The 22,248-nt window shown below is 42.6% G+C and carries 20 protein-coding genes; 9 read left to right on the top strand and 11 right to left on the bottom strand.

Annotated elements, in window-relative coordinates:
* Window positions 1-58 precede the first annotated feature (58 nt).
* Window positions 59-895 (top strand): MBL fold metallo-hydrolase, encoded by an 837-nt coding sequence (locus QZ576_RS10745; protein WP_297096951.1) that lies wholly within the window; start codon window positions 59-61, stop codon window positions 893-895.
* Here the strand turns inward: QZ576_RS10745 and QZ576_RS10750 are convergent.
* From QZ576_RS10750 to QZ576_RS10790, 9 genes are all read right to left on the bottom strand, one after another.
* Window positions 887-1,309 carry an META domain-containing protein gene (locus tag QZ576_RS10750; RefSeq protein ID WP_297096952.1) on the bottom strand — a complete coding sequence of 141 codons (423 nt, stop codon included), beginning with the start codon at window positions 1,307-1,309 and terminating at the stop codon, window positions 887-889. The genes QZ576_RS10745 and QZ576_RS10750 overlap by 9 nt on opposite strands.
* A gap of 86 nt (window positions 1,310-1,395) precedes the next feature.
* Window positions 1,396-2,415 (bottom strand): 23S rRNA (adenine(2503)-C(2))-methyltransferase RlmN, encoded by a 1,020-nt coding sequence (rlmN, locus tag QZ576_RS10755; protein ID WP_297096954.1) that lies wholly within the window; start codon window positions 2,413-2,415, stop codon window positions 1,396-1,398.
* Between the two features lie 297 nt (window positions 2,416-2,712).
* Window positions 2,713-4,317 (bottom strand): amidase, encoded by a 1,605-nt coding sequence (locus QZ576_RS10760; protein ID WP_297096956.1) that lies wholly within the window; start codon window positions 4,315-4,317, stop codon window positions 2,713-2,715.
* Between the two features lie 217 nt (window positions 4,318-4,534).
* Window positions 4,535-5,518 (bottom strand): glycosyltransferase family 9 protein, encoded by a 984-nt coding sequence (locus tag QZ576_RS10765; protein WP_297096957.1) that lies wholly within the window; start codon window positions 5,516-5,518, stop codon window positions 4,535-4,537.
* A gap of 112 nt (window positions 5,519-5,630) precedes the next feature.
* Window positions 5,631-5,873 (bottom strand): ATP synthase F1 subunit epsilon, encoded by a 243-nt coding sequence (gene atpC / locus QZ576_RS10770; protein ID WP_297096960.1) that lies wholly within the window; start codon window positions 5,871-5,873, stop codon window positions 5,631-5,633.
* A 17-nt stretch (window positions 5,874-5,890) separates the two neighbouring features.
* Complete coding sequence (gene atpD, locus QZ576_RS10775) at window positions 5,891-7,396, bottom strand: F0F1 ATP synthase subunit beta (protein WP_297096962.1); 1,506 nt, start codon at window positions 7,394-7,396, stop codon at window positions 5,891-5,893.
* Between the two features lie 134 nt (window positions 7,397-7,530).
* The gene (locus QZ576_RS10780) at window positions 7,531-8,514 is read right to left on the bottom strand and encodes a polyprenyl synthetase family protein (RefSeq protein WP_297096963.1); all 984 of its coding nucleotides are present in this window, start codon (window positions 8,512-8,514) and stop codon (window positions 7,531-7,533) included.
* Complete coding sequence (locus QZ576_RS10785; protein WP_297096965.1) at window positions 8,514-10,916, bottom strand: MMPL family transporter; 2,403 nt, start codon at window positions 10,914-10,916, stop codon at window positions 8,514-8,516. The genes QZ576_RS10780 and QZ576_RS10785 overlap by 1 nt, the downstream gene beginning before the upstream one ends.
* A 99-nt stretch (window positions 10,917-11,015) precedes the next feature.
* The gene (locus QZ576_RS10790) at window positions 11,016-12,374 is read right to left on the bottom strand and encodes a PQQ-binding-like beta-propeller repeat protein (RefSeq protein ID WP_297096967.1); all 1,359 of its coding nucleotides are present in this window, start codon (window positions 12,372-12,374) and stop codon (window positions 11,016-11,018) included.
* 208 nt (window positions 12,375-12,582) lie between these two features.
* Between QZ576_RS10790 and QZ576_RS10795 the strand changes: the two genes are divergently transcribed.
* Window positions 12,583-13,764, top strand: coding sequence for a hypothetical protein (locus QZ576_RS10795; RefSeq protein WP_297096969.1), 1,182 nt, complete (start codon window positions 12,583-12,585; stop codon window positions 13,762-13,764).
* A gap of 363 nt (window positions 13,765-14,127) precedes the next feature.
* Here the strand turns inward: QZ576_RS10795 and QZ576_RS10800 are convergent, their stop codons facing one another.
* Window positions 14,128-14,829 (bottom strand): protein-L-isoaspartate(D-aspartate) O-methyltransferase, encoded by a 702-nt coding sequence (locus tag QZ576_RS10800; RefSeq protein WP_297096971.1) that lies wholly within the window; start codon window positions 14,827-14,829, stop codon window positions 14,128-14,130.
* Window positions 14,830-15,051: 222 nt separating this feature from the next.
* Between QZ576_RS10800 and QZ576_RS10805 the strand changes: the two genes are divergently transcribed.
* The 4 genes from QZ576_RS10805 (at window position 15,052) to QZ576_RS10820 (ending at window position 17,968) form a co-directional block, all read left to right on the top strand.
* Window positions 15,052-15,657 carry a YceI family protein gene (locus tag QZ576_RS10805; protein ID WP_297096973.1) on the top strand — a complete coding sequence of 202 codons (606 nt, stop codon included), beginning with the start codon at window positions 15,052-15,054 and terminating at the stop codon, window positions 15,655-15,657.
* A gap of 51 nt (window positions 15,658-15,708) precedes the next feature.
* Window positions 15,709-16,872 (top strand): hypothetical protein, encoded by a 1,164-nt coding sequence (locus tag QZ576_RS10810; protein WP_297096975.1) that lies wholly within the window; start codon window positions 15,709-15,711, stop codon window positions 16,870-16,872.
* A gap of 61 nt (window positions 16,873-16,933) precedes the next feature.
* Window positions 16,934-17,527, top strand: a complete 594-nt coding sequence (locus tag QZ576_RS10815; protein ID WP_297096977.1) for a YceI family protein — start codon at window positions 16,934-16,936, stop codon at window positions 17,525-17,527.
* A gap of 12 nt (window positions 17,528-17,539) precedes the next feature.
* A complete protein-coding gene (locus tag QZ576_RS10820) occupies window positions 17,540-17,968 on the top strand; it encodes an Rrf2 family transcriptional regulator (protein WP_297096979.1) in 429 nt (142 codons plus the stop codon).
* 21 nt (window positions 17,969-17,989) lie between these two features.
* Here the strand turns inward: QZ576_RS10820 and QZ576_RS10825 are convergent, their stop codons facing one another.
* The gene (locus tag QZ576_RS10825; protein WP_297096981.1) at window positions 17,990-19,387 is read right to left on the bottom strand and encodes a PQQ-dependent sugar dehydrogenase; all 1,398 of its coding nucleotides are present in this window, start codon (window positions 19,385-19,387) and stop codon (window positions 17,990-17,992) included.
* A gap of 188 nt (window positions 19,388-19,575) precedes the next feature.
* On the opposite strand from QZ576_RS10825, the gene QZ576_RS10830 reads away from it, so the two are divergent.
* Genes QZ576_RS10830 through QZ576_RS10840 form a run of 3 tightly spaced genes read left to right on the top strand, consistent with a single transcriptional unit; the run spans window position 19,576 to window position 22,135 of the window.
* Window positions 19,576-20,355: an SDR family oxidoreductase gene (locus QZ576_RS10830; protein ID WP_297096983.1), complete on the top strand. Its 780-nt coding sequence runs from the start codon at window positions 19,576-19,578 to the stop codon at window positions 20,353-20,355.
* Between the two features lie 3 nt (window positions 20,356-20,358).
* A complete protein-coding gene (locus QZ576_RS10835; protein WP_297096985.1) occupies window positions 20,359-21,465 on the top strand; it encodes a metallophosphoesterase in 1,107 nt (368 codons plus the stop codon).
* 1 nt (window position 21,466) lies between these two features.
* Entirely contained in the window at window positions 21,467-22,135 is a 669-nt protein-coding gene (locus QZ576_RS10840; protein ID WP_297096987.1) for an NAD-dependent epimerase/dehydratase family protein, read from the top strand.
* Window positions 22,136-22,248: the final 113 nt, after the last annotated feature.

Genomic DNA, 22,248 nt, shown 5'->3' on the forward strand with positions numbered 1-22,248 from the left:
GGAAAAGGAACTGCAGCGAAAACTTCGTGGTCTCAACTTCCGACTTCAAATTATTTATATGAAGCTTATTCCAGTATCAGCCGGTCATTTTCATTGCGATGGAGGAGCCTTGTTTGGCGCCATTCCAAAAATATTGTGGAACAAAGTCTACCCATGCAACGACGATAATTTCACCCAGCTTACATTACGTTGCCTGCTGGTTGAAATCGATGATCGAAAAATATTGATTGAAGCCGGAATTGGAAATCACTACCCCGAGAAACACCTCCGAAACAATGGAGTAACTTCGGTTTACGAACTGGAAAAATCACTAACAGAAAACGGTTATTCAGCCGCAGATATTACCGATGTATTTTTTACGCATCTGCACTGGGATCATTGCACCGGAGCCGTTAAAAATGTTGACGGGAAACTGGAGCTTGCCTTTCCGAATGCAACATTATGGAGCAGCAAAGAGCAGTGGGAACATGCTAAAATTTCGAATCCCCGCGAACGGGCAGCATTTAATCGCCCGGTGCTGGATTTTATGATGGATTCGGGAAAATTACAATTGATTGAAGAAGAAGGTCAATTTCTTCCTGGTTTTGAAATTAGGATGTTCGATGGTCACACGCCGGGACAAATGCTACCTATCCTTCACACCGAAAAACACTCTTTTGTTTATACATCAGATCTGTTTACTACTGCCGCAAACATTCCTTTGCTGTGGATTTCAGCTTACGATCTTGATCCGGCGCAGGTTATGGAAGAGAAAGGAAAATTTTTGAAAGAAGCTGCTGAAAATAACTACATTTTATTTTTCGAGCACGACTACTATACGGAATGTGCTTCGGTACAGGAAACAGAAAAAGGCGTGCAACTAAAGGAGAAATTTAGCCTGGCAGAATTACTCTGACACTCGGGTTAAATTCATCCATCCCCACCCGTCAACCGACAAGCGGAGTTCATCTCCGTCAACTGTATAGGCAGAAACCTGAGGTAGCATTGTCGCAATTTTCTTTGAAAATTCACTATCGCAACAAATCTTTGTGCAACCCGCCCCGGAAATGCTGATACTATCAGTTGAATTCAAAGAATAATCACCTCCACAGATATTTACATCCAATGCTATATTGTAACTCCCGTCACCATTAAACTCAATAAGCGGATTGTAATTATCATCTTTGGGGTAGACAGCCGATTCAACAGACATAAAATCATCAACCTCCCACTGTCCAACAAGTTTACTGTCGCAATTACAGTCATCATCACAGGCACTAAATAGCAGACTCGCCACAAAAAAGACAAGTATCAATTTTGCTCGTTTCATTGTAAATGTTGTTTCTTTTATGATGGAGTATTCTCTGTTAAAGTTGCGTGTTTGCTCAAAAATATCCCAGTATAATAGCCCAAAGTCTACTTCACCAACTCCTTGGTAGACAGCAAACCACAGGCAGCATAAATATCTTCGCCACGCGACGCACGAACAGTGGTAAGAATTCCCTTTTTATTGAGGCCATCTTTAAAACGCTGAATGGTTGCTTCTCCCGGACTTTTAAGCGGTGTTCCGGGCACCGGATGAAAGCGAATCAGGTTAATGCGGCATTTTAAACCACTTAGTAAGCGGGCCAACTCATCCACATGCTTCTGTGAGTCATTTAGATCTTCAAACAAAATGTACTCGAACGACACACGGCGCTGACGCCCAAAGTCCCAGCTTTTAATTTCTTCAACCACTTCCTCAATCGGATAAGCCACCTGAACCGGCATAATTTTCTGGCGTTCTTCGTGGAAAGGAGTGTGCAAACTCACTGCAAGGTGCGCCTCGCTTTTTTCCAGGAAAGTCAACATTCCGGGAATGATACCAATTGTTGAAACAGTTATCCGTCGCGGACTCATTGCAAATCCCCATTCCGAAGTAAGGATTTCAAGGCTTTTAAGAACTTCTTCCAGGTTATCAAAAGGTTCGCCCATTCCCATGTAAACAATGTTGCTCACCTCTTCAACTTCGTCGATACTTTTAATCTGGTTGATGATCTCGCCGGCAGAAAGTTGCCCCTGAAAACCTTGTTTGGCGGTAAAACAAAACAGGCACCCCATTTTACAGCCCACTTGCGAACTCACACAAACCGTTTTACGGTCGCGTTCAGGAATCATCGCGGTTTCGATAAATTTATTCTGGATTGTCGGGAACAGGTATTTTCGCGTACCATCAATACTGGCACTTACTTTTGTATAAGGTGTTAAGCCAAATTCGAAGCGCTCATCCAGCAATTCACGGGCTTTTTTCGAGAGGTTTGTCATCTCCTCAATCGAACTGATCTGCTTTTTATACAGCCAATCTGTTATTTGTTTTGCAGTGAATTTTGGCAATCCCAGCTCTACAACCAACTCCTGCAGTTCCCCTAATGTTTTCCCGAATAATCGCTCCTTCATACCTGTAAATTTGCTGCAAAGATAACGCAAAATTTTTTGCGAGATTTCTTTCGATGAATTCAGAACCTATTCAAAATAATTTTTGCACCGTTCTTTAGAGCGGTGGTAAAAACAAAAAGAATACCTGAGATTTTTCAGGATTTTTGTACTTTCTATTTTACAAAAATCCTCAAAAATCAAATAGACTCAACTACATTGTATCACCGCCTTAAAAGACTGTGCAAAGAATACTATTCGCTAAAATTGATTGCTGATATCCAATGCAGGTTTCTTAAACAACAATTAGGTAGAAGAGTTTTATCCCATTAACGATTTTTTGAAATCCGGAGCTTTCCTATGTTGGGTGGCTTGTTCAAAGGCATAGGCAATTTCAAGTAAAACAGGTTCGCTCCAGGCGCGACCGAAGAATGAAAGTCCAATCGGCAAACCTTCAACAAATCCCATGGGCACCGTAATATTCGGATAGCCTGAAATTGCTGCAGGTGACGAACTGCCTCCGGTAAAACTGTCGCCATTTACCCAATCGATACTCCATGTCGGGCCGTTTGTCGGTGCTATTATCGCATCCAGATTGTGAGCATCCATCAAGGCATCTATTCCTTCTTTTCCTGCATAACGTTTTGAATCTTCCAACGCTTGCAAGTACTCTTCCGAATTCAAATCACCCTTTTCCTGTGCCGCTTCAAAAATCTCCTGCCCGAACCACGGCATCTCTTTGTCGGCATTGGCATTGTTAAACTCAATCAGTTCTGCCAGCGATTTTCTTGGGGCAGATGGATGTTCCTCCAAATATTTATTCAGGTCGGCTTTAAATTCGTATAACAGCACTTCGTAAGAAGGGTTTCCCCATTTCCTGTTTGTTTCAAATTTCAAATCCTTGACCAACTCTGCCCCGCTATTCTGCATCGCCTGAACGGCATCTTTCAACAATCCCTTTAACTTCTCATGCGATGGAATCATTTGCGAAGCAATCCCAATTCGCTTCCCTTTTAATCCATCCGACTTTAGAAAAGAAGTATAATCATCGTAAATTTTACCTTGTTCCAAATGCGTTTCAGCATCGTTCGGATCGAATTCGGCCAAAGCACCTAATAAAATTGCCGCATCAGTAACATTGCGGCACATCGGTCCGGCTGTATCTTGACTGTGCGCAATGGGAATAATTCCCTGTCGACTCCAAGTCCCCAACGTTGGTTTAATACCTACAACACCATTAATCCCTGACGGACAAACAATAGAACCATTGGTTTCAGTTCCTATACCAATCGTGCAAAGATTCCCCGAAACAGCGGCCCCGGTTCCTGAACTTGAACCACACGGACTACGATCGAGACAGAAGGGATTTCGTACCTGCCCGCCTCGTCCGCTCCAACCACTTGAAGAGTTAGTAGAACGGAAATTCGCCCATTCACTGAGGTTGGTTTTTCCCAGCAACACAGCTCCGGCATCGCGTAATTTTTTTACAATAAATGCATCCTTTTCAACAACATTTCCCTCCAGACCTAGCGATCCGGCAGTGGTTTGCATTTTATCGCCGGTGTCGATATTGTCTTTTATCATTATCGGAATGCCATGCAAAGGACCGCGAACTGATCCGTTTTTTCGTTCCTCATCCAGCTTTTTGGCAATTTCCAAAGCATCGGGATTTAGTTCGATTACCGACTTTAAATGCGGATCGACCAAGGCGATACGATCGAGGTATTTTTTACAGATACTTTCGGCTGTCAGTTCTCCGGACTCCATTTTTTGCTGAAGCTCCAATGCCGATGTTTCATTCAGATCGAATGAAGCCAGATCAACTTCGGCAGGCGTATTTGTTTCCTGAACACAAGCAGTTACACCACTTAAAGCCACCACAGAACCACCAAGGGCGGTTGTTTTAAAAAAGGAACGACGTTTCATTTATTGCAGTTTTTTGATTGTACAACACAGAATGGGATGGAAAATACGAATTAATTTCTATTCAGAAAAAAGCACAGCAGTGTGGCTACTAGTGTAAAGTCAAGTCTCAAATTTCGGGTACGTCATTCCGTCCGTTAGATGACGGATTCAGAATCTCTAAAAAAGAGAGATGCTGAAATAAATTCAGCATGACGTAACGTAGCTCCAGGTCGACTTGCTAGTAGTTTTTATTTATCCACTCAACAGCCTTTTCAATATCGATATCTTCCATACATTTAAAATGCTTTTTCGGGCATTTATGATGACCCAACTTGGAACAGGGACGGCATTTCAAATCGTTTACCTGCATAATTTCCGACGACTCGCCGGGCTGGTAGGGCGTCATTCCAAACTCAGGAATGGTATTCCCCCAAAACGAATAGATCTTCTTTTTAAAGGCCGCTGCAATGTGCATCAATCCGGTGTCGTTGGCTAATACCAAACGCGAGTCGCGCACCAGCGAAGCCGACTGATTTAGCGATATCTTTCCGGCAAAGTTCAGCACATTTCCTTTCGACTGCGAAAGCACCTTTTCACCCTCGTCGTATTCATTTTTGCCGCCCAGTAAAATTACCGGATACGGAATCTGCTGGCATATTTCGCTGACCTTGTGAACAGGCAGTTTTTTTGTGAAATAAGTCCCGGCAATTACAAACGCCACATACCCATTCTGAAAAGGCTCGGGCAAATCATCCTGCTTAAACGAAGTGGTTTCATCGATAAAATAATCGAGCCCCTCATTGTCCTTTTTCACATCAAAAACCGAAAGCGTTTCCAGGTACCGATCAACAATGTGAACATCGGGCAAACGGTTCATTTTAAAACGAATCATCAGGAACTTCTCCCAATTGATTTTATTCACCGCGAACGACTGCATTTTCAGCCTGCGCTTTATTTTGTTGCTCCTAAAATTGTTATGAAGATCGATAATATAGTCGTAGTTTTCTTTCGCCAATTCGTGAATCAGCGTTCCCATATTATCCTCCAGAAAATGAACTTTATCGATATGCGGATTGGAATAAACCAGGCAGGCAAACTTCTTTTTGGTAACAAAATGCACTTCAGCATTCTCCACCTGCTGTTTCAATCCACGAACAACCGGCGTTGTAAGAACAATGTCGCCAATGGAGCTAAAACGTATTACCAGAAATTTGACCTTCATTTTTTCCAAAGTATCGAAGATATTGAAATTTTGGAGAACTCGAATTGATCACACAAAAAATCCCCGCAGAAAACTTCTGCGGGGACTCTTCAACTATCTTATAATTATTGTACTATGTCGATTCAACCAATACAATAATTTTATTTGCTTTATTTTCAATTACACCACCATCAACCTCAAATTGCTGCTCTTCTCCGTTGGTTTCTTTAATCCTCAAAACACCTTTTTCAAGTGTTGAAATTATCGGAGCGTGGTTTTTAAGTATCTCAAAACCACCTTTACTTCCGGGTAGTTGAATCAGACTTACATCTCCTTCAAATACCTTTTTATCCGGTGTAATTATTTCTAAATGCATGATTTTCCTTTCTGATTTTAGTTGTCAGCTAACAATTTTTCACCTTTTTCAATGGCCTCTTCAATAGTACCAACAAGGTTAAATGCAGCTTCAGGATATTTATCTACCTCGCCGTTCATAATCATTCTGAAACCTTTGATGGTATCTTCAATCGAAACCAGTTTTCCTTCCAGTCCGGTAAATGCCGAAGCAACAAAGAACGGCTGCGAAAGGAAACGCTGAACACGACGTGCACGGTGAACTACCAACTTGTCTTCTTCCGAAAGTTCGTCCATACCCAGAATTGCGATAATATCCTGCAATTCGGTGTAGCGTTGTAGCAACATAATCACATCTTGTGCGCAGCTGTAGTGCTCATCGCCAACAATTTCAGGAGTAAGAATCCGTGAAGAAGAATCGAGCGGGTCAACCGCAGGATAAATACCCAACTCAGCAATTTTACGACTCAATACAGTTGTTGCATCCAAGTGCGCAAATGTTGTTGCCGGTGCAGGGTCGGTCAAGTCATCCGCAGGCACATAAACCGCCTGTACCGATGTAATCGAACCATTTTTAGTAGAAGTAATCCGTTCCTGCATCACACCCATTTCAGTAGCCAGCGTTGGCTGGTAACCTACTGCCGATGGCATACGACCGAGCAGCGCCGAAGTTTCAGCACCTGCTTGTGTAAAACGGAAAATATTGTCGACGAAGAAAAGAATGTCACGTCCACTTCCGGCAGTACCGTCACCATCGCGCAAACTTTCAGCAATTGTTAATCCTGAAAGCGCAACACGAGCACGTGCACCCGGTGGCTCATTCATCTGACCAAATACCATGGCCAACTTCGATTTTTTCAATTTTTCAGGGTCTACTTTCGAAAGGTCCCAGCTACCTTCTTCCATCGATTTTTTGAAGTCTTCACCGTAATCTACGATGTTGGCTTCAATCATCTCTCGAAGCAAGTCGTTTCCTTCACGGGTACGTTCTCCAACACCCGCAAACACCGATAATCCCGAGTGAGCCAACGCAATGTTGTTGATCAACTCCTGGATCAATACGGTTTTACCCACACCGGCACCACCGAACAAACCAATTTTACCACCTTTTGCATAAGGCTCAATCAGGTCGATTACCTTAATACCGGTGTATAAAACTTCTGTTTCTGTTGTTAAATCTTCGTATTTCGGAGGTTCGTTATGAATATTCAAACCTTCTTTTGGCAATTGCTCCAATCCGTCAACCGAATCACCTACTACATTCAGCAAGCGACCAAGTGCAATCTCTCCTTTTGGCATTGTAATCGGACTACCCAAAGCATTTACCGCCGTCCCTCGCTGTAATCCATCCGTTGAGTCCATTGCTACACAACGAATTGTATTTTCGCCAATGTGTTGCTGACACTCTATTATCAAACTTTCTTTGCCTTCGCGGGGAATTTCAAGTGCATCGTAAATTGAAGGAAGTTCGCTGCCTTCGCTATCGAAACTAACATCCACTACAGGTCCGATAACCTGCAATATTTTTCCTATGCTCTGAGCCATATTGGATTAGATTTAAGTCCGGTTTAACCCGTTTTTCGTTAAAATTTTATAGACCCAACAAATTTAGCATTGTTTTGTTTTTATGCAAGATTGCATTTGGCTTTTGTGTGATAATTTAACTTAGTTGACGGGCTTTAATGCTTACGGGTAAGCATTTTGTGTGCGAGGTTTCGAAGTGGCTGTTTTACAACATCCTGCACATTTAAATCATCTAAAATGTGGATAGCGCTGTTAAAAAAGTCATTTACTTTCTCTTCGGCCATATTTTTCACGCCTATCGACTGATACAGATCGGTAACGGCAGCAATTTTTTCTTTCGGATCAAAGTCCGTTTTTTCAATCCAGCTTATTAACGTTGCTTTTTCATTTTCCGAAGCTTTTGCCAAAGCATTGATCAGCAAAAATGTTTTTTTATTGGCCAGGATATCGCCACCAATTTGTTTACCAAAAACAGCCTGGTCGCCAAAGGTATCCAACAAATCATCCTGCAACTGGAAAGCCAGCCCCAGGTTAATGCCAAAATCATAAAGTTGGTTTGCCAGCGTTTTGGGAGCGTTAGCTAAAAGTGCGCCAACCTTTAAACTGCAAGCCAACAGAACAGCCGTTTTCAGACGGATCATTTCCAGGTATTCCGCTTCAGTAACATCCATTCGCTGTTCAAAATCCATGTCGAATTGCTGCCCCTCGCAAACTTCCAAAGCGGTTTTACTAAATACCTCCAAAACTTCGGGAAGCGCTTCCGATCGTTCTTCAAGAAAATACCTGTACGACTGAAAAGCCATGGCATCGCCGGATAAAATTGCTGCATTTTCGCTGAACTGTTTATGAACGGTTGGACGGCTTCTGCGCACATCCGCTTTATCCATAATATCATCGTGAAGCAGCGTAAAATTGTGGAAGACTTCAATACCAACTGCCGCCGGCATGGCCTTTTCAATAGCTTCAGAAAACATATTGAAGGCCAGTAAAACCAACACCGGACGTAAACGTTTTCCGCCCATATCGAGCGAATATTTTATAGGGTCGTACAGTTCAACCGGTTGGTTATCGAGCAGTTCTTTCGAGCGCTTTTCAATTTCGGCACTCACTCTGTTTTGAAGTTCTTCTACGGTATACATCAGTTTCCCAGATTTAATTCGTCATCAGGAACAATTTCAAGGTCGTCAAGTTCAATATCTTCTTCCTCGTCGTAAATATGAAGCAGCGGTTCTTTAAAGGCCTCGGTTGTGGTAATGCGCTCAAGACCCGACAACAACGATGGCAGCAACACCAGGTTTGATGTTACCGCTACCAACAGTGTCAGCGAAACTAAAATTCCCATGGCCTGCGTTCCTCCGAAATTGGAAATGGTAAAAATTCCGAAACCAAAGAACAGCACCACCGAAGTGTATAACATACTTACGCCGGTTTCTTTTAAGGCAATTACAACCGATTTTCGGATGTCCCAGTTGGTCATGTTCAGCTCCTGCCGGTACTTGGCCAAAAAGTGAATCGTATTATCCACCGAAATACCAAAGGCGATACTGAACACCAAAATAGTTGACGCCTTTATCGGAATTCCCGTAAACCCCATCACCGCCGCCGTAAAAATCAGCGGGATAATGTTTGGAGTTAGCGATAAAATCACCATTCTCCACGACGAGAACATGATGGCCATAAACGTCGAGATCAGCAAAATTGCCAGCCCCAAACTCGAAAAAAGGTTCTTTAATAAATATTGGTTTCCTTTAAACGCAATGATACTCGAACCGGTAACGGTTACATTGTATTTGTCGGCAGGAAATATCGAGTCGATATCGGCATTAAACTGGGTATACAGTTCTTCCATTCTTTTGGTGCCCACATCTTTTACCCGGATGCTGATTCGGGTAGTTTGCCGGGTGCTATCCATAAACGAATGCAATAATCCAGCATTCTCTTCGCCGGTTGACGCATATTGCAGAATAAAGTTTTTTTCGCGGTTATTGGGTACACTGTAGTAGCGCTCATGCCCATTATAAAACGCCTGCTTGGCAAACTTCAACAGGTTAAGCAAGGAAATTGATGCCGACAGTTCAGGATATTCGGCCAGGCGCTCTTCCAACTGCTCTATTTTTTGGAAAGTGCTTAGCTGCATAACACCCTGTGGTTTTTCGGTATCAACCATAATTTCCAAAGGCATCAGGCCGTTAAAGTTGCTTTCAAAGAATTTCAGATCGACATACACCGGATCATCTTCAGGAATATCGTCGAGCATGTAACCCGAACTTTTCATCAGGGTAATTCCGTAAATACTTACCACAATTATACCGATGGTAGCAAAATAAACCACCTTGCGGTAATTTTGGGTAATGTGCATCAGTTTACGGATTATCGTAGTCACAATTTTATTATCGAGGTGACCAACGTGGCGCGATGACGGCGCTCCGATAAAACTGAATATAATTGGAATAAGCAACAGCGAAAGGATAAAAAGCCCCAGAATATTCAACGAGGCGATGATACCGAACTGTCGCAAAATATCGCTCTTTACAATAATAAAGGTAGCAAAACCCGAAGCCGTGGTAAGGTTGGTTAAAAAGGTAGCGTTACCAATTTTTATGATCACACGCTGCAGCGCCTTTATTTTATTTCCGTGGCTAACGTATTCGTGGTGGAATTTATTCAGCATGTAAATACTGTTCGGAATTCCGATAACGATCAGCAACGGCGGGATCATTCCGGATAACAAGGTGATTTTGTAGCCAAACAGCGACAACATCCCCATGGCCCAGATTACGCCAACAATTACAATGAGCACCGGAACAAAAACAGCTTTAAACGACCGGAAGAACAGGAATAAAACCACGATACAAATTAGCAGCGCCAGCACACTGAACATGTACAACTCGCGTTTGATTTTTACCGAGTTCACTACCCTGATGTAAGGTACGCCCGAGTAATGAAGCTTAACATCTTCTTTTTGCTCGAAATTATGGCAAACCTCCTGAATTCCGGCAACCAGGTCTTCGCGCTCCTTGCTTGCCATTTTATCTTTATTTACCGTAATAGCCAGCAAATACGTGTCGGTTTCGTCGTTATAAACCAGCTTGCGGTAAAACGGCAGCCGCTTAAATTCGGCCACGTATTCATCCAGCTGTTCCTGGCTTGTAATCGTATCCGGAAAGGTATTTACAACTTCAAATTTCTTTTCGTCCTTGTTTTTTTCGAGGTTGTAGGTGTTCGATACCGAAAGCAAATTTTCAACGCCATCCACTTTTTTCAAATCACTGCACAGCGATTTCCATGCATTAAAATGATCGAGACGGAAAAAATTTGTGTCCTGCACACCAACAATGATCAGGTTCCCCTCCTGACCAAAAACTTTTACAAAATTCTGATAATCTTTATAGGCCTGATCTTTCTTTGGCAACAACGACGCATACTCATACGACATCTCCACTTTTCGTGCATGATATCCCAGAAAGACGGTAATAACAGCCAAAACTGAAAGAAAGAGGATTCGATTCCTAAGGATTAGTCTGGATAGTTTAATCCACATGTTTAAATTTCTAAATAAGCGACGAAAGTATACAAATTCCTGAGTTTTGAAAAATGCTTCATTCCAAGGTTAAGCGAATTTAAAACTTTTTAAAATTCATCATTCCATTTTAGAAATAGCGATGAGATTTTTGGCCGTTCTCACCAGGAGGTATCCGTCGGTAATGGCCGGTGTCGACATCACCGTTTGTTCCAATTTATTCGTCGCTAAAAGTTCATATTCAGGACCCGCTTTTACAACATACATATTGCCATCGTTATCAGTTATATAAATCACTCCATCGGCAGCCACCGGCGACGATGTATAACTATTTCCGCTCCCAACTTTTTCGGAGTACATTTCTTCTCCGGTTTCGGCGTTGTAGCAGGTAAGCCGACCGTTCCAACGCGCATTATACAGGTAATCATCGTACAATAACATCGTTCCCATGTACGAGCCACCACGTAGTTTTGCCCACTTTACAAATTCATTCGAGGTCGCTCTTTCAGGCAATGTAATATCGCCCACCGCATCTTTCTGAATGGCAAAAACCGGCGAAACCTTGCCGTGGGCACTGTTAAAATAAATGTAATCTTCACCAATTACCGGCGACGGAATCGGAATATCTCCTCCCCCGGCCATTCGCCATATTTCTTTACCGGTTTTAAAATCGTAGCCTCCCCGGTGTTTATATCCGTTCACCACAACAATATCCTTTTTGCCATCAGAATAAATATTTGGAGTTGACCAGCCGGGATATTCATCGCGATTTTGTTTCCAAAGCTGTTTGCCGCTTTTTATATCGTAAGCCGCCACAAAAGAATTTTCCTGCACATCGCACTGAATGATCACCACATTTTTATAAATAAGCGGCGAACTTGAAAATTCCCATTCGGCTTCCTTCACCAAAAAGAAGGACGATTTTAAAACACCAAAATCTTTCGACCACTGCAGGTTTCCATCCATATCGTAACAATACAGTCCTTCCGATCCGAAAAAGGCCACGACAAACTCGCCGTTTGTGGCCGGCGTACAATTGGCGTGCGACGACATGGGGTGGCGTTTTTGTTCGGGAATACCAGTGTACGAGGTTTTTTCCCACTCAATCTTTCCCGAATTTTTATTCACACAATACACCCGCCAATAATGCATCGAGCTATCGGGCACTGAACCTATCGATCCGTAAATACCGGTTTTTACATCTCCACCATCTTGCTCGCTAACAGCTGTTGTTACAAAAATCTTATCGCCCCAAACAATTGGGCACGAATGCCCCAAACCTGGAATGGCCGTTTGCCACGCAATATTTTTATTGGTTGCGGCATCCCACGTTTCGGGCAGGTTGGCATTATCCAAATAGCCGGAAATATAATTGCCTCGGTACATACTCCATTGCCGCGACGGATCGATTTGCTGCGCGAAGGCCGACAAATATAAAATTGCTGCAAATAAGGTGAGGAACGATTTGATTTTCAACATGTGATTTGATTTTGCTTTTGCTAATTTAGTGAAAGTTGACCGTTCTCAAAACCCTGATTTTTAATTTTCCCGGCACACATTATAAATCTGCTGAAACCCATTCTCAGCATTTTGGGTATAAAGACATGAAACCGATTATTCGGAAACGCGCTATCCGCCATTGCATGCAATCGATGAATTCCGCTATAACCAATCGACAACTAATAACATGCAAAAAACTCTGATTTACACCATCGTTTTTTTCTTTGCCGGCCTCGTATATTCGCTCGCGCAAATACCCGAACCCCAGTGGCAAAAACAATCAGGCACCAGGGGCTGCGACTTTTATACCGATATTATTGAAGACGCCAACAAAGGTTACGCTATTGCCGGCGCGATAAAAGTTGCAGGCCACTCCTTCGATTTTCAGCTGGTTCGTTTTGCCGAAAATGGCGATACGCTTTGGACAAAAACCGTTGGAACAGAAAAAAAGGAAATTCCGAAACGCATTACTCAGCTCACCGATAAAAGCTATGTTTTGCTGGGCACTTCTTTCGATGGTGAAAAAGAAAGTTGTCTTTTGGTACGACTGGATGAAAACGGAACGAAATTGTGGGAAAAAACATTAGATGCCGAATACTTGTCGGTTGAAGATATTATTTCGCTGCCTGAAAACCGCTTTGCCATTGCCGGCTCGAAAAGCGAAACCGCCGACGATCCTAAAGTTTTAATGGCCACCCTGAATGAAAATGGCGAGTTTACTATGGAAAGATTACTGATGACCAACATGTCGGGGTGCGCCCGGGCGATAAAACGACTGCCGGACGGCGATTATGCCCTTGCCGCCCAGGTTAGCGAAACCGGCAAAAACAATTGCGACATTGTAGCCGTACGCCTCAGTTATTTGGGAAAAGCCAAATGGTATTCGTGGATTAAAACGCCCAACCAAAAGGTATGGCCCGAATGTATTTGTTGTTCCTCCGACAGTGCTTTTATGATTGTTGGCTGGAACGGAAAATGCTTAAACGATATTAACTCGGCCGATCCCATTTTTGATTACGACCTGGTTTTGAACAAGATTGATGCAAGCGGCGAGATTTTGTGGACCAAAAGTGTAGACCGTGAAGGTTCGGAAGGTGGAAATGCCCTTACAATTCGCCCCGATGGCTCTTTTATGGTTGCCGGAATTAAAGCCACGTCGTTTCTCGGAAAAATTGGCCCATGGTTATTAAATATCGACCCGGATGGAAATGAGCTAAACGAAAAATTATTGAACCTGCATTTTAATAACGATAATGCATCGCGCATTATAAACAGTTCCGATGGTGGTTTTGTAGTAATTGGCCCGGGAACACAAGAAGAAGCCAACACCAGAAGCGACGGCTGGATTATGAAGTTTGGCGCTTTGTAACAAACAGTAATGGATTGCAGGAAAGGGGAATATTAGATTATTGGTATGTTATCCGAAGTAAAGTCGAAGAAGAAATAGTGAATGAGTTATTGAGTGAATGTGGAAGAAAGTTTGCAGTCGCAGTTTTCAGTTTTACAATTTCTCAATAGAACAATTTAGCATTAGTAACCTGAATGAGTAATTGAGTGAATGAGTAGGCAGAAGGAAGGAGAATAACGAATGAAGATTAACGATTTTAGATTTTAGATTTCAGAAGGGGAAAGAAAGTTTGCAGTCGCAGTATTCAGTTTTACAATTTAACAATAAAACAATTTAACAGTGCTAACAATACCTACTGTTTTCTATGTGACTACTGTGGTTCAATTAATATTTCTCCCCCCGCTCATCAAGCATCGGCACAAAACGTACAGGCAACACATCTTTCTTCCTGATCTTTCCTTTCTTTTTCTGCAGCAGAACCAGCTTTTGTATGTTCCCTGCTCCCACCGGAATAATCATTCGGCCACCTTCAGCCAACTGCTCTTGCAACGGTTCGGGCACATGCGACGGCGAGCAGGTGACAATTATAGCATCGAAAGGCGCTTTTTCGGGCCAGCCCAAATAACCGTCGCCAACCTTACTATATATATTATTGTATTCCAGTTTCCGGAAAACCTCTGTGGCCGATTTGCTTAACTCCTCAAAAAGCTCGATGGTAAAAACCGAATCGCACAATTGCGACAAAATAGCTGCCTGGTAGCCCGAGCCGGTTCCAATTTCCAAAACGCGGTCAGTTCGTTGAAGTTCCAGAGCCTCGGTCATGTAAGCAACAACGTACGGTTGCGAAATGGTTTGTCCTTCGTTTATCGGCAAAGGACCATCGGCGTAAGCCCACTTCATATATTCGGGCAAAACAAATTCATGCCGCTGAACCTCCCGAAATGCATCTAAAACCGACTCGTTTTTAATTCCCCGGTTTTTAAGCTGCACTTCTACCATTTTCCGGCGCTCGTTAAAAAATGCATCGTTTTGCGAACTACATTCCACTGCTGTTATTAAGCCAAAAATTAAAAACAAAAACCTCATCGTTTAATCTATTTATCACAGCCTCAATTTATTAACGAAGTGGGGTTATTAAAGTTACTCACCAATGGATAATCCTATCCTATTTTCATTGTAAACTAAACATTAAGAAGAAGCTATTTTTTTAGCAAAAATTAACAAATCTGACATTGGTCATGATTCGTGAAATATTTCTTTATTTATCTTTATCCTAGTTTTTCTATAGGACATATAGTTTTAGTAGTTATGAAAAAAATGAAACCGTACAACAAATTGATTATAAGCCTATTTGCTATTCTTCTGGCAAGTAACTTATCCGTAGCTCAAGTAAGCTACCAACAAAATGAGAGCAACAGTAAACTGATGGTAACAGGAACATCATCGATTCACGACTGGGAAATGGAGGTTGGAGATTACGACTGTTTGGTGTCGGCTTCGGCAGACGAAAATCAGCAAATTTCGATCGAATCCATCAACTTTTCGTGTGTAGCCGAAAGCATTAAAGCCCATAACAAAATTATGGACAACAAAGCGCACAAAGCACTCGATTCTGATGATCATCCGAAGATCAGTTTTAGCTCGGACGGAAACATTTCGGCAGCCACAAAATCGGTTACCAAAACAAAAGGTAAACTGCAGATTGCGGGTAAAGAAAAAGAAGTTGAGCTTGAGTTTTCGGTAGATGAAGCACAAGCCGACCAGTTTAAAGTTAGCGGCAAGATTCCGGTAAAAATGAGCGATTTTGGCATTGATCCGCCAACAGCAATGATGGGAACCCTAAAAACCGGCGACGAAGTGGTTATCCATTTCGACATCGTTCTACAAAACATGCAAACCAGCAAAGCAAATTAACACCACACCACATATTTAATTCATATATAACCATTTAAAATTTAATTAGAAATGAAAAAGTTAGCATTATTATTGACAGTCTTCCTTATCGGATCTGTGGCTTACGGACAATTTGAAAAAGCCAAGCTTGATCCTACGACTTTCGAAAATGTGAAAGTTAAAGTTGGAGGCGATTTTGCTATTCAGTTGCAGGCACTCGATCATGAAGCCGATGTGGAATTGATCGATCTGAAACATAACTTCAATTTACCAACTGCGAACCTGAGCATTACAACCGATTTGGCTCCGGGTATTCAACTGTACATTAACAACTACATGTCGTCGCGTCACCATAACGAGGCCTGGGTTGAAGGTGGATACCTGATCATTGATTACATGCCTTTCCTGAAAGGTAGTGAGAAACTGATGCAATACCTGACCATTAAAGCAGGTGTTATGATGCCCGATTACGGCGATGCGCACTATTTCCGCAGTAACAACGGTAATGTAATTAACAACCCATTTGTGGGTAACTGGATTATGGATGCATACACCAGCAATCCGGGCATGGAATTCATGTTCAGAAAAGACGGTTTTATTGCTGTTGCAGGTGTAAACAACGGACGTATGAACTACGGCCGCGGTAACGACATTGGCGACGACCTTGCTTTTAACTGGAAACTGGCGTACGACAAAAACATTAACGACGATTTGCGCGTTCGTGCATCATTTTCAGGTTTCCACGCTCCCGACGGACACAGTGGTGCGTACTTGTGGGATGGCGACCGTGCCGGTGCCCGTTACTACAACGTAATGCAAACAGCTGCAGCCGAAGGCGACAATTTCCGCTCAGGACGATGGAGCCCGGGTAGTGGCCAAACAAAATTGAACAGCTACATGGCTAACGTATTCTTACAATACAAAGGACTTGAAGTATTCGGAGTTTACGAAACTATGAACGGAATTAGAGGTGGTGCCGACCAGGACTTTACACAGTCAGCTATTCAGGCATTATACCGCATTGGTAGTTTCTACGTTGGAACGCGTTATAACCACGTTTCTGATGGTCTTGACACAGAAGTTAACCGCACCAACATTGGCGGTGGCTGGTTTATGACCGACAACGTAGTTGTAAAACTCGACTATGTGAATCAAAAATATGATGGACCTGCTCATGGAGAGATTGATGGAGGGAAATTTAATGGCGTAGTGTTAGAAGCAGCCATTTCATTTTAAATTGGACAGTTTGAAAAAAATGGAATGCCCGGGTTATTGCGGGCATTCCTAAACTCCTTACATGAAACGAACTTTGCTGAAATATTACTTTTTATCGCTTTTCTTGTCTTTCGCAATTTTTGGGGCTTCAGCCTCGGATAACCCGAATGGAAAGACACCTGAAAATTGCAGCAATTTTGTTCTTATTCAGGGCTCATCAAACATCAACCGTTTCGAATTTATTCACGAAGCGCCCCGGCTGGTAAGCAACAACCAGCAATCCGACCGTTTTAACTGGCAGCAGGAAGTTATCGTTCCGGTGAAAGAATTTACCGGCAGCAACCAACACATGCGCAAAGATTTTCTGGAATTGCTTAAAGCCTCTGAATATCCTGTTATACAAATTGATATTGAACCCAAAACCGAAAAAAAACTTTCGGAGAACGTTGAAAAAAGGGACATTAATGCAACAATTACCCTGGCCGGACAAAAACACGAGTATGTTGTTCCGTGCAAAATAAGCGAATGCGATTCCTCCGAAATCATGATAAAAGGATCGCTAAAAGTCAACCTAACCGATTTTAATATCGAGCCGCCTAAAAAAGTATTAGGAACCATAAAAGTGAATGATGAAGTTTTTATTACATTTGCTTTTAAACATGAGTTCGTAAAATAAAAACCAAAAACCTTGAAATTTAGCACGAAAACGAGATATGGTGTGCGGGCTATTCTTGAAATAGCTAAGAGCGATCCGGAAATCGGAATCTATCAGAAAGATATTTCAGCTAACCAGAACATATCGTACAAGTATCTCGATCATATTATCAACTCACTAAAAGTTGCCGGTTTAGTAAGCAAAGCCGGCGGAAGACGCAGTGGCTACATTCTGACCCAGAAACCCGAAGAAATTACGATTTACGACGTACACAATGCATTTGAACCCGGCATTTGCGTAGTCGACTGTCTTTCGCACAACTACACCTGCAAACGACAAGGTGTTTGCGCATCGCGCGGTTTTTGGGGCAAACTGAACAACCAAATTATTGCTTACCTGAAATCTACCACCATTGCCGATTTGATGAACGACCAGGCAAAACTCGACGATATTGTTAATTAAGTGAGATTCGTTTTCGGCCTCTTACTGCGGAGTTAATTTAATTACCGTTCCCGGTTTATTCAGCACCACGTAAATAGCACCTTTCGGCCCGGTTGACACGTCGCGCACACGTCCCTGGTTTTTTACAATTACCTCCTGGTGAACCACTTTGTCACCTTCAATTTGGAGCAAACGCACCTCTTCGTATTTTAAAGCACCAACCAACAGTTTGTCTTTCCACTTGCTGAAAAGGTCGCCGCGATAAAAATCGAGACCACAAACAGCAATCGAAGGCCGCCAATACAAATTGGGTTGTTCCATTCCTGGCTTATGTGTCACTTCAGTTATAGTCGTTCCGTTGTAGTTCTTTCCATATGTTATCGTTTCCCAACCGTAGTTTTTACCCCACTCGATCAGGTTCAGTTCATCGCCTCCCATTGGGCCATGCTCGGTTACCCACAATTCTCCTGTTTGAGGATGAATGGCCATTCCCTGAATATTTCGGTTACCCAGCGAAAACAACGATTTTACTGCACCTTCCTCGTTAAAAAATGGATTGTCGGCCGGAATACTTCCGTCTTTATAAATGCGATGCACTTTTCCGTTTGGTAGCGTAAAATCCTGCGCCTGGTAACCGGCTCCGCGGTCGCCAATGGCAAAAAATAAATGTCCCCACGGATCGAAAACAATACGGCAACCATAGTGGTGGCGTGTAGTTCGGTAAGTTTCATGAGGTGCTTCAAATAATACTTCCTCGTTGGTCCAGGTGTTATCTTCAATTTTACCACGAACAAGTCTTGTCATTGCAGGTGGTCGGTTTCCATCGTAGCCACTTGTTAATACATGACTGTAAGCCAGATAAATCCATCCATTCTCAGCGTAATCCGGATCAACTGCAACTTCCAGCAAACCTCCCTGCCCTTCGTTTAAAACTTCCGGCGTGTTTTTTACCGGCTCATCAAGTAAATTCCCATTCTGCACTATTCGCAACCTTCCCGGACGTTCAGTAATCAAAGCTGTATTTTCATCAATAAAATCGATGGCCCACGGAACTTCCAATCCTTCGGCAAAAATTTCCACATCAACTTTATAATCCAGCGTTTCTATCTCTTTGGCAATTGGCGGCTTTGTTGCCCCAACTTTATTTTCAGATTCACGGATGTAAGAAAGGATCGCATTGATATCGCCATCACTAAGCGTTTCGGCGTACGACGGCATTCCCAAATGCGCAATTCCAAATTTTATATTTCGGAAAACATAACCGTCTTCGGCACCAAACTGCCAGATTCCGTCAACCAAACTTGCTGCATTTCCACCACCCAAATTAGCACCGTGGCACGAAGCACAATTTTGCCCGTACAACTGCGCGCCATCCTGAGCATTTGCCGAAAATGAAAAAACGAGGATTAAACAGGTGACTACAAAAGCTATTGATTTCATTACCGTTGATTTAGATTTTTAATTCTAATAAGTTAAGAATTTTTTGCCGGTTTTGTTCAACAAACATCTTAAGACCATTCGGGTCGAACCTCATTATTTCTTCACCGAAAAAGTTGTGTTCCTTAATCAATCCCTCTATAATTTTGTTTAATATTAAAGTTTTGAAAACGCTACATAAAATTAGAACAATGAAGAATGTTGCATTAATAAGCGGCGCCTCAACCGGAATTGGCCGGGAGCTGGCCCACATACATGCCGAAAAAGGGGGCGACCTTGTAATTGTTGCCCGCAGCAAAGACAAGCTGGAAACATTAAAAACGGAATTGGAAAAAAAACACGCGATAAAGGTTTATGTAATTGCGAAAGATTTAGGATTGCCTGAGTCGCCACAAGAAGTATATGATGAAATTAAACAGGCAGGTATCGAAATTGAGATTCTGATTAACAACGCCGGTTTTGGAGGAGTGGGTATTTTCCACGAGCTGGATTACGAACAACACATGGACATGATCAATCTGAATGTTACATCGTTAACCGCCATGACGCGCTTATTCCTGCCCGATTTTGTTGAACGCAACTCCGGCAAAATTCTGAATACCTCATCAACAGCCAGTTTAATGCCCGGCCCGCTACAAGCCGTTTATTTTGCCACAAAAGCTTATGTAACGTCTTTTAGCAATGCACTTTCTGAGGAGCTTGCCAAAACAAATGTTACGGTTACCAACCTGATGCCCGGAGCCACCGAAACCGAATTTGGCGCCTCATCGGGAATGGATAAAACGGCGATGTTCAAGAAAACTGCAAGCGCGCGAAAAGTTGCCGAAGCCGGATACAACGCGATGTTAAAAGGAAAAATCAATGTGGTTTCAGGATTAACAACGGCTCAAAAAATAATGACTTCGTTTATTCCGTTTATGCCCAAAAAGCTGCTTTTGAAAACCGTAAAAAGCATGCAACAAACTAAATAGGCCATGAGACAGATTATTCCCTGGTTATTTTTCATTGCATTTATCGCATTTCTGGTTGGGGCAAATGTGTACTTGGCCAAACGATTTACATTTTATTTCGACATCCGGAAAGCGCGCTACCTGTATATAACTTTTGGCGCCTTAACTGCTTTTATGATTGCCGGCATTGCCACAACCACCAATACCCAAGCAGCTTTTGGCAATATGGTTTACATCGCGGCATCGATAGTAATGGGATTTTTGCTCTACCTTCTGCTTTCGGTTGCGGTTGTCGATTTGGTGAATCTTTTTACAAAATCAGTTCCCCGATTGCTGGGAATCTCCGCACTGTCGCTGGCTGTTTTTGTTACCGGAGCAGGAATTATAAACGCCCAGTACCGAAGGATTAGCGAAGTAGAAATTCCGATGAAAGGCCTGACCAGCAAGATTACGGTTGCTCACCTTTCGGATATTCATATCGGGCATTTCTGGGGGCCGAAAACCCTGCAGAAAATAGTGGATAAAACCAATGCCCAAAATCCGGATGTGATATTTATTACCGGCGATCTTTTTGATGGAAAGATCCGATTGAACAGCGAAAGTCTTGAGCCATTGAAACAACTGAATGCCCCGGTTTATTTTGTGGAAGGAAACCACGACGGTTACTCGGGCGCAAAAGAAGTAAAAGATAACCTGCGCGAAATCGGCGTTACCGTTTTGGAAAACGAGGTGACGCATTTTAACCAGATACAAATTATCGGACTCGACCACATGCGGGCCGATAACAGCCAACAGGAAATTCCGGAAAGAAGAAACCGACCAAGCATCCGTTCCGTTCTTGATGAGTTGAACCTCTTCCCTGGGAAACCAACGGTTTTGCTGCATCACAGTCCCGATGGTATTGAATTCGCCAATCAGCACGGGGTTGATCTTTACCTGGCCGGGCACACGCACAACGGTCAGTTATTTCCATTCAATTTCGTGGTAGGCATGATCTACAAATACAACAAAGGATTGGGCGATTACAAAGGAACACGGATCTACACCTCGCAGGGAGTGGGAACTTTTGGACCGCCAATGCGCGTTGGTACCAAAAGCGAAATCGTAATTTTGAAATTAAAACCCGAATGATATGAAAGTAATAATTACAGGCGCCACCGGAATGGTGGGAAAAGGTGTTTTACTGGAATGTCTCGATCATGAGTCGGTTGAAAAGGTTTTGATAATTGGCAGAAATCCGGTTGATATCTCGCACCCAAAACTGGAAGAACTCATCCAGCAAGACTTTTCCGATTTTTCAAATGTAAAAGCGCAACTCTCTGGTTTCGATGCCTGTTTTCTTTGCATGGGAATCAGCTCGGTTGGAATGAAAGAAAACGACTTTAAAAAGATCACCTACGATTATACATTGGTTCTCGCCCGCGAGCTATTTCCGCTTAATCCTGAGATGACAATCACTTACGTTTCGGGCGAAGGAACTGACTCATCAGAAAAAGGCAGAGTGATGTGGGCGCGGGTAAAAGGAAAGACCGAAAACGACCTGATCAAGCTTGGATTTAAACAGGCTTTTATGTTTCGGCCGGGTTTTATCATTCCCTTGCGCGGAATAAAATCGCGAACAAAAGCTTACCAATTTATCTACGATTATTTTATGTGGTTGGTGCGCCTGTTCAAAGTCGTGGCGCCAAACGCAGTGGTTAACACCACGCAAGTTGGAAAAGCAATGATCAACTGCACATTGTATGGCTATAATTCTGTAATTATTAAACCAAAAGACATTATTCAACTGGCAGAAAAATAGGAATCAGAACATTCTGAATCCAAACCTGAAATAATATGCTCTTTTTTAGCTAAAAGCAATGTTAGGCCGGTATCGTCGACAATGGGTAAATTAATTTTTTTACTAATTTTACT

Origin of the sequence: uncultured Draconibacterium sp., assembly GCF_913060805.1 — a bacterium.
GTDB lineage: Bacteria > Bacteroidota > Bacteroidia > Bacteroidales > Prolixibacteraceae > Draconibacterium.

Excerpts from the sequence above, each read along its gene's own strand:
- rlmN (WP_297096954.1), bottom strand. The coding sequence starts at position 2,415 with ATGAAGGAGCGATTATTCGGGAAAACATTAGGGGAACTGCAGGAGTTG.
- QZ576_RS10745 (WP_297096951.1), top strand. The coding sequence starts at position 59 with ATGAAGCTTATTCCAGTATCAGCCGGTCATTTTCATTGCGATGGAGGA.
- QZ576_RS10785 (WP_297096965.1), bottom strand. The coding sequence starts at position 10,916 with ATGTGGATTAAACTATCCAGACTAATCCTTAGGAATCGAATCCTCTTT.
- QZ576_RS10805 (WP_297096973.1), top strand. The coding sequence starts at position 15,052 with ATGAAAAAAATGAAACCGTACAACAAATTGATTATAAGCCTATTTGCT.
- QZ576_RS10830 (WP_297096983.1), top strand. The coding sequence starts at position 19,576 with ATGAAGAATGTTGCATTAATAAGCGGCGCCTCAACCGGAATTGGCCGG.
- QZ576_RS10780 (WP_297096963.1), bottom strand. The coding sequence starts at position 8,514 with ATGTATACCGTAGAAGAACTTCAAAACAGAGTGAGTGCCGAAATTGAA.
- atpD (WP_297096962.1), bottom strand. The coding sequence starts at position 7,396 with ATGGCTCAGAGCATAGGAAAAATATTGCAGGTTATCGGACCTGTAGTG.
- QZ576_RS10765 (WP_297096957.1), bottom strand. The coding sequence starts at position 5,518 with ATGAAGGTCAAATTTCTGGTAATACGTTTTAGCTCCATTGGCGACATT.
- QZ576_RS10795 (WP_297096969.1), top strand. The coding sequence starts at position 12,583 with ATGCAAAAAACTCTGATTTACACCATCGTTTTTTTCTTTGCCGGCCTC.
- QZ576_RS10835 (WP_297096985.1), top strand. The coding sequence starts at position 20,359 with ATGAGACAGATTATTCCCTGGTTATTTTTCATTGCATTTATCGCATTT.
- QZ576_RS10760 (WP_297096956.1), bottom strand. The coding sequence starts at position 4,317 with ATGAAACGTCGTTCCTTTTTTAAAACAACCGCCCTTGGTGGTTCTGTG.
- QZ576_RS10750 (WP_297096952.1), bottom strand. The coding sequence starts at position 1,309 with ATGAAACGAGCAAAATTGATACTTGTCTTTTTTGTGGCGAGTCTGCTA.
- QZ576_RS10840 (WP_297096987.1), top strand. The coding sequence starts at position 21,467 with ATGAAAGTAATAATTACAGGCGCCACCGGAATGGTGGGAAAAGGTGTT.
- QZ576_RS10825 (WP_297096981.1), bottom strand. The coding sequence starts at position 19,387 with ATGAAATCAATAGCTTTTGTAGTCACCTGTTTAATCCTCGTTTTTTCA.
- QZ576_RS10815 (WP_297096977.1), top strand. The coding sequence starts at position 16,934 with ATGAAACGAACTTTGCTGAAATATTACTTTTTATCGCTTTTCTTGTCT.
- atpC (WP_297096960.1), bottom strand. The coding sequence starts at position 5,873 with ATGCATTTAGAAATAATTACACCGGATAAAAAGGTATTTGAAGGAGAT.
- QZ576_RS10790 (WP_297096967.1), bottom strand. The coding sequence starts at position 12,374 with ATGTTGAAAATCAAATCGTTCCTCACCTTATTTGCAGCAATTTTATAT.
- QZ576_RS10800 (WP_297096971.1), bottom strand. The coding sequence starts at position 14,829 with ATGAGGTTTTTGTTTTTAATTTTTGGCTTAATAACAGCAGTGGAATGT.
- QZ576_RS10810 (WP_297096975.1), top strand. The coding sequence starts at position 15,709 with ATGAAAAAGTTAGCATTATTATTGACAGTCTTCCTTATCGGATCTGTG.